Raw genomic sequence first — 9,741 nt, 5'->3', positions numbered from 1 at the left:
TAGAAATCGTTCCCTCCGTGTCCCTGTCCATGTTTTTCAACTTTTGTCGTGTACTTAGGTACCCGGTACAAAACCTTCTGGTTTGAGCCGGGGTCCGTCGGCTGATGTAGGGCCTGGGGATACAAAAAGTCTACCCCCATCCAACCACCGATGTTTTCCACAGGTAGTTGCTGGGGGCGGTAAGAATCTCGGGGAACTCGAGCAACCCTGGCAAAGGGCAGGCCTCAGGGCCGCAAGTCCCACATGTGTTCAATCGCTTGTGTCCTTCTTTATGCGGGATGCCCTGCCGATAAGCATTAGCCCGCCTCCACATACGAGGCGATGTACTCGAGCTCCTTCAAATGCCGCAGGTCGTGGCCGGCCAGCATCTTCACAATGAAAGCGATGGTCTCGGGACCGCGTTTAGGGTGGTAGGCCACCTTGTCCCAGTCCTGCTGCTCCAGATTGCGCAGGAGCTCGAGGTTCCACCGCCGCAAAGCACAAAAGGCCTCCAGGGCCAGCCTGGCCGAGTAGCTCTCGTAGTTGCGGTAGCGGATGCCCCAGCGGTCGTGGTCGAAGGCCTGGGCCTCCTCGGTGCCGGCCAGGGCCTGGCGCAGGCGAAAGCCGTAGCCGATCTCGAGGTCGGCCAGGTGGCAGTAGATCTCCCCAGCGGTCCAGTGGGTCAGCTCGCAGCCCCGGCGCATGTCCAGGCGGGGAAACAGCTCGGTTAGCAGCTCGGGCGTCTCTGCCAGCACTTCCAGGGGGTCGCGCTCACCCAGGGCCTCGAGGTTCTTCTGAACGTACTCGAGTTTTTCCATGTACTTAATGGTAGGGCCAACCGCCAGGTACAGAATTCCCCCTCAAGCCCCGGCAAAGGACAGCTCGGCCACCTCGACCATGGGCGAGCCCACCATGCCCATCATGGGGTTCCACTCGAGCTCGCTGCCCAGGGCGGTGATGCGGCTGAGCAGCTCCAAGAAGTTGCCGGCCACCGTAAAGTTCTCCACCGGGTAGGCTACCTCGCCGCCTTCCACCTTGAGGCCCAGGGCTTGCAGGCTGAACTCCCCCGAGATGGGGTTGGCCCCGGCGTGCAGGCCCATCAGGTCGGTGACCACGATGCCGTTGTCCATCTGCACCCCTTCGCCGGGCTGCACGAACAGGTTGGTGGGGGCAATGCCCAGCACCCCCTTGTAGCTACGGGCAGCGTGGCCGGTGTTTTCCATGCCCATCTTCCGGGCGGTCTCGGAATTGTGGGCAAAGGTGCGCAGGAGGCCGTTCTCGATGAGCACCGTGCGGCGGGCTGGGGTGCCCTCGGCGTCGAAGGGGCGCGAGGCCAGGCCCTCCGGCAGGGTGGGGTCATCGACCAGGGTGAAAATTTCCGAGGCGATTTTCTGCCCCACTCGGCCCGCCAGCAAGCTCTTGCCCTCCAGCACGTTTTTGGCCGAGAGCAAAAACCAGCCCATCATGCCCACCAGTTGGGCAAAGGCCCTGGGCTCAAAATAGGCCTTGTAGCGCCCGGTCTGGAGGGGGCGGGCCCCCAGCAGGCGTCCGGTGTGGTGCAGGAACTGCTGGGCGGTGCGGCCCGGCTCGAGGGCATGAAACTCTTTGGCCAGGTCGAACTCCCAGCCCTGCTTGAGGCTCTTCCCATCACCCATCACCGCGCTGCTGAGCAGCAGGGCGTAGCCGTTGCGAAAAGCCCCCGCAACCCCTCGGGTGGAGCCCAGCGTGGCCTGGGTCTCCTGCTCGGAGTAGCGGGTCATCTGCACCTGCAAAACCCTGGGGTCGGCCCGCAGACCGGCCTCGAGGTCCAAAGCCGCCTGGCGCTTTTGTTCGAGCGGGGCCGAAAGCCCCTCGCCCAGCAGGTCGTGGCGGCCCAGCTCACCCCCAGCCGGCAAGAAACCCCCCGTCTCGGACTGCAACAGGGCGTTTTCGTGGGCCTCCTGCAATACCCAGTCGAGGGCCTCTGGGGTGCGCTCCTCGGTGTAGGCATAGCCGGTCTTGCCCTGTACCACCACCCGCACCCCCAGCCCACCCTGGGTGGCCTGGGTAAGTTCTTCCACCTTGCCGCCGTGGGCCTGGATGGTCAGTTCCCGGCTATAGGTGGCCAGCACCTCGGCGTCAATGCCCATGGCACGGGCTTTTTGCAACAGATAATCCCTGGCTTCTTCAAAAGTCATATTCACCTCACGATGATGCAGAGGCTAGGTCAAGAAGGCTTGGCTATTAGCTCGCCACACTCTGCTCTTGGCTCCTAGGCCTGTCCTCCCACCACGATCTCCGAGATCAGCAGGTGGGGCTGGCCCACCTCCACCGGCAGGCTGCCGGAGAGCGAGCCGCACATGCCGGGGCCCGTCTCGAGGTCGTCCGAGACCGCCACAATTTTCTGGATGCTCTCGGGGCCCTTGCCCACCAGCATGGCCCCCCGCACCGGTTCCTCGATGCGCCCGTGGCGGATGATGTAGCCCTCCTTGACCGCAAAGTTGTACTCGCCCGAGCCGGGCCGCACCTGCCCACCGCCCATATCGGCGGCGTAGAGGCCGTACTCGATGCCCTCGAAGAGCTTTTCCTTGGGGGTGGCGCCGGGAGCGATAAAGGTGTTGCGCATCCGGCTGGTGGGCGCGAAGGTGTAGTCCTGGCGGCGGCCCGAGCCGGTGGGGCGGTAGCCGGTGAGCAGGCTGCCCAGCCGGTCCACCATGTAGCTCTTGAGCACCCCATTCTCGATCAGCACGGTGCGCTCGGTGGGCAGGCCTTCGTCGTCGAACTCCTGCGAACCCCAGCCGTGGGGGGTGGTGCCGTCGTCGATGTAGGTCACGCAGTCCGAGGCTACTTTTTCGCCCAGTTTGTCGGAGAGCACGCTGGCTTTTTTGGCCACCGAGGTGGTCTCCAGCAGGTGGCCCAGGGCCTCGTGGAAGATCACCCCGCCAAAGCCGTTGCCGATCACCACCGGCATGGTGCCGGCAGGAGCCGGTTTGGCCCGCAGGTTGGTCAGGGCTTGCAGGCCGGCCCTGCGCCCCACCTCGGCGGGGGGGTAGCGGTCGAAGAGCTCGAGGCCCACGCTCAGCCCTGGCCCCGCCGTCCCGGTCTGCATCCCCGTCTCGTCCTGGGCGATGGCGGTTATGGCCAAGCGGGTGCGTATCCGGCGGTCTTCGGCCCAAGCACCCTCGCTAGTGGCGATGAGCACCTCCTGCTCCCACTCCATCAGGTAGCTCTGCACCTGCTTGATCTGGGGGCCTACCTTGGCCCCGGCCTCGGCCTCGAGGATGCGCTCGAGGCGGTAGCGCTTGTCCTTAGCGGTAAAGGGAATCTGGGGCGCATGCAGCCCCTGGGCCACCGCCTTGCGAAAGTCGAGCCCGCCCTTGCCCTGGGCGTCCACCTGGCCCGCGCGGCCCTTGAGCCTGACCAGGGTCTCGGCCACCTCGAGCAGGCTGGCGGGGCTCAGGTCGTTGGTGTAGGCATACACCACCTCGGTTCCGTAGAACAGGCGCAGCCCGGCCCCGTACTCGAGGCCGCTGGTGGCTTCCTTCACCTCGCCCGAAAGCACCCGCAAGCTACGCCGGCTCAAGCGCTCCACGTAGAGCTCCGCAAAGTCGGCCCCACCCTGCCGGGTTCGCTGTAGCACATCACCAACCAATGCTTCGTCTAACACACAACCTCCTTTTGGCATAAACAGCCTAGCAGGCTTGGCCTGACACTGCACCTCACCCTGGCTGCATTTTGTTTTGTTGCTGTGCTAGCGCCTTGGTTCAAGGCGTTAGCACAGGGCTTTTGCCATAAGCATAGTCTCAAACCTGAAGCTCCCTGCCAAAACTTGCAGGGCAGGAAGCTTTCTTGCTGATACTGAAAAGGTTTCTACTCCTCTTCTTCCTCCCCGCTAGATAAGACGTACCCGGCTTCTTTCAGGTACCCAATAATCAAATCGGCCAATCCCTTTGCTCCTTTTAGACCGCCATAAAGAGCAAATATGCTGCTGGTATGCCACGCTTGACGGGTATCAAAACGCGTGTCCTCATCTGCGTGTTCAACAGCTTCCTTCAGCGCCTTAAAGACAAAGTCCTTTTTGAGCTTCCGCTCCCCCCTTTCCCAAGCGATTGTCCACAAGTAACGCAATACGAGATGCAAAGCAAAAACCCCAGGAATCGACTTTAAGAGGACATACTCACTCGGTTCTTCAAACGGATGTTTGTAGCTTCCCGCATCTGGAGACACATCCATAAGACGCTTTACCCCGAGCCAGAACTCGTTTATTCCTGCTGCTATTAAGCGCGTATCGTAATCACTAAACGGGTACGTAGTTAGCAAGGGCCGAAGCGAATCTCCAAAGCTTTTGTCGCGTATAGAATGAGTAGACTTTTTTCTTTCATTGGGAAGTTGAATCTTTCCCTTCCACACAGAGCTAGGGTCACTCACCAAGAGGTCGATTATCTCCGAAGCTTTTACCTCCCAGTTTCTTTGCTGAAGGATAAGGTCTTTTGTGGCTTCTAGACCCTTTCCCTGAGCACGAAGTGCCAAAAGGCGTCGCGCCAGATCAGTGCGAACCTTCTTTGCTTTCTCGTTAATCACGCGGAACAACTCAGCTTCCGTTAGCATGTCACTCTCATCAAGAAGCATAACAGGCACCAGTAGCTCCGCTGCCTCTTCAACCTTCTCCTCCTCAATAAGGATATTGAGGCCGTAAAAACGATGCTGACCATCAACGATAAAAAGTTCGTCTGGAATCTCAATTTCCCAGTCTCCATTTAGCGGCTTAGCCGATACCTTGCCACGATATGCTAAGAGCGCTGTCCCAGGAAAAATAACCTCTTTTCTACGAAGGCTATCCTCGACGAACTTAGCGTAGTCAAGTGCCCTGGGCCTTTCGGGTTGCCGCTGGTAGCCCTTTGCAATCCCATCCTCAGTACGATACACATCTGGAAGCGCCTTCGGAACAATATCCCCAGCCTTGGCAACAAACATGTACAGCCTATGGTTACCTTGCTGAACTAACTTAGCCTTGATCTTATTCATAGATCTACCTCCAAAAAAAATTTAGCAGATCTATTTTAATAAGTCAAGTATTCAGTTCTAATGGCGCCCAGGCTCCCTTATTCCTACTTGTGTACATAACAAATGTTTGACCATCAAAGCAACCTCTCATCCTGACCCTCATCCCGAACTTTGGGGCCTCTATAAACTAAAGCTGTTTTGAAGGCCTTTCGCTTTCTACTAAAGTTTCTGCTGGCCACCCTCCTGAGCACCGGCGCTTGGGCGCAGAGCCTGCCGCCCATCCGGGTAGGCGACCAGCCGGGGTTTGCGCGGGTGGTACTGGACTTGCCCAAGGAAGCAACCTACACCATCGAACCCCTGGGGGCAGCCCTGCGCGTAACCCTGCCCAATCAGCAGGTCGAGCCGGGCATTCACTTCGTGAGCCAGCCCGAGCTGGCCGGGTATGTGCTCGAGCAGCACGAAAACAAGGCGGTGCTGATCCTGCTCACCCCCCAGGGGGTTACCCCCCGCTCGGGCTACCGCACCATGACCCTGGCGGCCCTCGAGGGCGACGGGCAGCGCCTGGTCATCGACCTCTCGGGGGCCTACGTGGACACCAGCCCGCTGCCAGGATTTCCGGGCTTTCGCTTCGCAAAGGCCAGCGGGCGGCGCTTTTCGGTGGTGGTGGACGCCGGACACGGCGGCCCCGACCCAGGGGCTGTGGGGCCGGTGGCAGAAAAAACCGTGAACCTCGAGGTGGCCCTGCGGGTGCGTCGCTGGCTGCAAGAGGCCGGGGTCGAGGTCACCCTGACCCGCGAAAGCGATACCGCCCTGGCCGCCGACAAGCGTACCGACCTGACCCAGCGCGTGGCCCTGGCCGAGGGCAAACACCTATTCGTCTCCATCCACGCCAACGCCACCGTGCCGGCCCGCGCCGACGGCTGGTGCGGCCTCGAGGTCTACTACTTTGGCCCCCCCTCGGCCCGCCCCTTCTTTCCACCCCCAGCACCCCTTACCCCCACCCCGCCCGTGGCAATTGCCCCCAGTCCCCTGGACGCCCTCAGCAGCCCGGCCCCGGCGGGCATCCTCGACCCAGGGGCCCAGGGCCTCGAGGACAACGAGCCCATCCCAGCGCAAAACCTGCCCACCCCCACCCCCCAGATGAACTCGCTGCGGCGCATGGAACTCTCGCGCACCCTGGCCACGCGGGTGCTGTCGTACATGCTGGGAGCCACGGCTGCGGTCAACCGGGGCGTACGCAGTTCCGATTACTTCGTCATCCGCTACACCAGCGTCCCGGCCATCCTGGTCGAGATGGGCTACCTGAGCCACCCCCTCGAGGGCCAGAACCTGCGCAACCCCCACTACCTCGACCGCATCAGTTACGGTCTGGCCCGGGGGGTGCTGGAGTACCTGGAAAACGACCATCCGCTGGAGTAGGGTTTTGAGCGACACCTTCGGGTTTATGGATATGGCCTCCATTTTTTTTGACCGAGATGAACATCTCGCTTCAGCCATCCAGCAGCTGTCCGGGGCAAGCGGAGCATCCTTGGGAGCCGTTTTCACTCGCCCAGAGGTGGTCGAGTTCATCCTGGACCTCAGCGGATACACCGCCGACCTGCCGCTGCAACACAAACGCATACTGGAGCCATCTTTTGGTGGGGGCGATTTTCTTTTTGCCATCATTCGCCGGCTGCTATCGGCCTGGCGGGCTAGGGGGCGGGCCCGTGCCACACAGGACGAGCTGGCCCAGGCCATCAAGGCGGTTGAGCTGCACCGCGAAACCTTCGAGGCGACCCGCGCGGCAGTTGTGGCCTTGCTGCAACAGGAAGGGCTGAGCAGGAAAACCGCTACCGCCCTGGCAGACCGCTGGCTGGTTCAGGGTGATTTTTTGCTCACCCCACTCGAGGGCCCCTTCGACTTTGTGGTGGGAAACCCCCCTTACGTGCGCCAGGAGATGATTCCTGCTGCGCTGCTGTCGGCCTACCGAAGCCGCTACGCCACCATCTACGACCGCGCCGACCTTTACATCCCGTTTATCGAGCGTTCACTGCACCTGCTGGCCGAGGGCGGCACGCTGGGCTTCATCTGCGCCAACCGCTGGGTCAAGAACCGCTATGGGGGCCCGCTGCGCAAGCTGGTGGCGGAAAACTTTCACCTGAAAATCTACGTCGATATGAGCGGCACAGCGGCCTTTCGTTCCAACGTAACGGCCTACCCCGCCATCACCGTTATTAGCCGGGACAGACCCGGCCCCACACGCGTTTTTTACCGGCCACACCTCGAGCCAAACGAGCTGAGCGGGCTGGCCCAGGCGCTGCGGGCCAGGAGGCTGCCGCAGGGCAGTGGGGTGCAGGAACTGGCCCAGGTTGCCCGTGGCACAGCACCCTGGCTGCTCGAGCCACCCCAGCAGGTGGCCCTCCTTCGCAGGCTCGAAGAGCGCTTCCCCACCATCGAGGAAGTGGGTTGCAAGGTAGGCATTGGGGTAGCTACCGGCGCAGACAAAGCCTTTATTGGTGATTACGAAGACCTCGAGGTGGAACCCGAGCGCAAGCTGCCGCTGGTTACCACCCGGGACATCGTGCACGGCGAGGTGCAGTGGCAGGGAAAGGGCCTGGTGAACCCTTTTGACGAGGAGGGCCGCCTGGTAGACCTACAGCGCTACCCCCGCCTGCGGGCCTACTTGGAGGCGCGAAGGGAGCTGATTGCAGGCCGCCACTGCGCCCGGCGCTCCCCCGCCCAGTGGTACCGCACCATCGACCGAATTATCCCCTCGCTGGCCAGAACCCCCAAGCTGCTGATTCCCGACATCAAGGGAACAGCACACGTTGTGTTCGAGCAGGGGGGGTTTTATCCACACCACAACCTGTACTACGTAACCTCCGAAACATGGGACCTGCGCGCTTTGCAGGCGGTTTTGCGCTCGAGCGTGGCCCGGCTTTTCGTGGCGGCCTATTCAACCAGGATGCGCGGAGGATACCTGCGCTTTCAGGCCCAGTACCTGAGGCGCATTCGAATCCCGCCCTGGAGCGAAGTACCTCAGGTTTTGCGGCTAGAACTTGCCGAGGCCGCACAAAGGCGAGACCTGGAGGCCTGCAATCAAGCGGTTTTCGAGCTTTTTGGCCTCAGCTGCGATGAGCGGGCTGCCCTCGAGGGTCTGGAGGCACCGCCTACCTGAGCCAAGCCTGAGGCGCTCGAGGGTCTTAGTTGCGCCTGACCCAAACGCGCTACCGCAAGAGATGCCTTTGATTTTTTCTGGGGCCCCCACCTGAAGCTGCGCCAAGAGCTGCCCCTGCATCCGGTTGGTTTTAACCTGCCCTAAACAGAAAGCTTCGGGTGGGTTTCATATTACCGCGGCACCCCCTGAATCGCCCCCGCGCGCAAGCGTTGCAAAAACCTCACCTCCGGCAAACGCCCAGCCAGATACTCGCTCAGGTCGGGGGCTGCTTTGCCGGTTTGAATCATGCGGAAGAGCACCCAAAGCTGCTCCAGGCGAATCTTGCCTTCGCGCCGGAGCTTCCCTATTTTTTGCAGGCGCGCATCCACCGGCCCCAGGGGCGGAACGCCAGGAATGGCCCCCGCCTGTACCAGGCTCACAAACTGACCGCTGGTCAGGTTACCCGAGAGGTACAGCAGCAAATCCTCGGGCTGAACCCTGCCCTCCACCCGCTCTACCAGTGCATCGAACTGCTCGCCAGAGATGTGGCCGGCCAGTTTGAGGCCTGCCAGTCGGCTTTTGGCTACTGCAAGGGGGTTGAGTGCCAGGGTGTAATCGTCGGGGCCGTAGAGCTGGGGGGTTTGCGGCGTGCCCTTGCGCTGGCTGAAGGCCTCGACCTGCACGGCTGCATAGCGATACGCCTCGCCAATGGTTACGTAGCCGTCTCCATTTGCATCGGCCTTACCCGAAATGGCCTCGAGCAAATAAGCGGTAAAGATACCGCCACCCACCTCGGCATCTTCCCAGCTGGGCTGGGTGTCGGCGGAAGAGGCCAGCAGCACATTGGCCCCGTTCAGGTCTGGTTTTTGCGGCTTGGGAAAACTTTTGCGACCCGGCATGGCGAAGCTGCGCGAGCCAGCAAGGGATTGTCCGCTAAAGCACGCATCCACAATCAGGATCAGGCGGCCTTTACCCTGGCTGGCCTTCCGCACAAGCTCCTGCAGCCAATCCAGGGGTAGCCAGGTTTCCTCGTCGTTGATTTTGGCGTCGCTGGGCATCAGGGCGGCCTGCCCCAGCCGGCTCGGCATCCCGTGGCCGGAGTAGTAGACGATGAGCGTATCGCTTATCCCCATGCGGCGGGCCAGGCCTCGGAGCTCGGCCTCGATAGCAGTCTTGCTGGCCTCGGTGTCCAGCAGCACCCGTACCTTGCTGAGCTGCCCCTTGTTGGGGTCTCGCAGGGCCTGGGCCATTTTGCGAGCGTCACTCTCGGCATAGCTAAGGGGAGGCAGGCTGGGGGTATCGGGGTAGGGCCGGTAGTTGTTAATTCCGATGACCAGGGCGTAGGTTTCTGGTTTGGGCATAGGCTGGGCGACACCCAGAGCCAGCATCCCCAGCCCTACCAGCCAGGTTACAAACAGGCTCGAGTTATGCGGCATAAGCGCAACCCTCCAAATATGGGCCTTCACCCCTCATTCCTTCGGGTTAGAGAGAGATGAAAGCAAGCTAAGCAATGCGCGAGACGGTGTTAATCCAGCGAAAAGGGCGGATTTGTAGTATATCATGGTACAAACCCTTTCTTCACTGGCTTTTTGCTGTCCCCAGGCTTTTATCATATACATCCACTAAGCCAGCGATAGAGGGGC

Annotated in this window: 7 protein-coding genes; 2 read left to right on the top strand and 5 right to left on the bottom strand. The window is 61.3% G+C overall.

What is annotated here, in order from left to right:
• Positions 1-296: 296 nt before the first annotated feature.
• The 4 genes from ABWU19_RS13290 to ABWU19_RS13275 form a co-directional block, all read right to left on the bottom strand.
• Complete coding sequence (locus ABWU19_RS13290) at positions 297-797, bottom strand: DinB family protein (protein ID WP_435902148.1); 501 nt, start codon at positions 795-797, stop codon at positions 297-299.
• A gap of 42 nt (positions 798-839) precedes the next feature.
• On the bottom strand, positions 840-2,156 hold the full coding sequence (locus ABWU19_RS13285) for a TldD/PmbA family protein (RefSeq protein WP_435902147.1): 1,317 nt from the start codon (positions 2,154-2,156) through the stop codon (positions 840-842).
• Between the two features lie 74 nt (positions 2,157-2,230).
• Entirely contained in the window at positions 2,231-3,625 is a 1,395-nt protein-coding gene (locus ABWU19_RS13280; RefSeq protein ID WP_435902146.1) for a TldD/PmbA family protein, read from the bottom strand.
• A gap of 203 nt (positions 3,626-3,828) precedes the next feature.
• Positions 3,829-4,983 carry a DGQHR domain-containing protein gene (locus tag ABWU19_RS13275; RefSeq protein ID WP_435902145.1) on the bottom strand — a complete coding sequence of 385 codons (1,155 nt, stop codon included), beginning with the start codon at positions 4,981-4,983 and terminating at the stop codon, positions 3,829-3,831.
• Between the two features lie 177 nt (positions 4,984-5,160).
• Between ABWU19_RS13275 and ABWU19_RS13270 the strand changes: the two genes are divergently transcribed.
• Both ABWU19_RS13270 and ABWU19_RS13265 read left to right on the top strand, forming a co-directional pair.
• Positions 5,161-6,381 carry an N-acetylmuramoyl-L-alanine amidase family protein gene (locus ABWU19_RS13270; protein ID WP_435902144.1) on the top strand — a complete coding sequence of 407 codons (1,221 nt, stop codon included), beginning with the start codon at positions 5,161-5,163 and terminating at the stop codon, positions 6,379-6,381.
• Positions 6,382-6,406: 25 nt separating this feature from the next.
• Positions 6,407-8,119, top strand: a complete 1,713-nt coding sequence (locus ABWU19_RS13265; RefSeq protein WP_435902149.1) for an Eco57I restriction-modification methylase domain-containing protein — start codon at positions 6,407-6,409, stop codon at positions 8,117-8,119.
• A gap of 170 nt (positions 8,120-8,289) precedes the next feature.
• Here ABWU19_RS13265 and ABWU19_RS13260 read toward each other — a convergent pair whose 3' ends face one another.
• A complete protein-coding gene (locus ABWU19_RS13260; RefSeq protein ID WP_027875881.1) occupies positions 8,290-9,534 on the bottom strand; it encodes a caspase family protein in 1,245 nt (414 codons plus the stop codon).
• Positions 9,535-9,741 lie beyond the last annotated feature (207 nt).

The sequence above is a fragment of the Meiothermus cerbereus genome (genome assembly GCF_051297115.1).
Classification (GTDB): Bacteria; Deinococcota; Deinococci; order Deinococcales; family Thermaceae; genus Meiothermus; species Meiothermus cerbereus_A.
The sequence above is the reverse complement of the archived record's forward strand: the minus strand, read 5'-3'. Positions and strand labels throughout refer to the sequence as shown.

Coding starts and splice junctions, on each gene's coding strand:
- ABWU19_RS13290 (WP_435902148.1), bottom strand. CDS start 797: ATGGAAAAACTCGAGTACGTTCAGAAGAACCTCGAGGCCCTGGGTGAG.
- ABWU19_RS13285 (WP_435902147.1), bottom strand. CDS start 2,156: ATGACTTTTGAAGAAGCCAGGGATTATCTGTTGCAAAAAGCCCGTGCC.
- ABWU19_RS13275 (WP_435902145.1), bottom strand. CDS start 4,983: ATGAATAAGATCAAGGCTAAGTTAGTTCAGCAAGGTAACCATAGGCTG.
- ABWU19_RS13265 (WP_435902149.1), top strand. CDS start 6,407: ATGGATATGGCCTCCATTTTTTTTGACCGAGATGAACATCTCGCTTCA.
- ABWU19_RS13260 (WP_027875881.1), bottom strand. CDS start 9,534: ATGCCGCATAACTCGAGCCTGTTTGTAACCTGGCTGGTAGGGCTGGGG.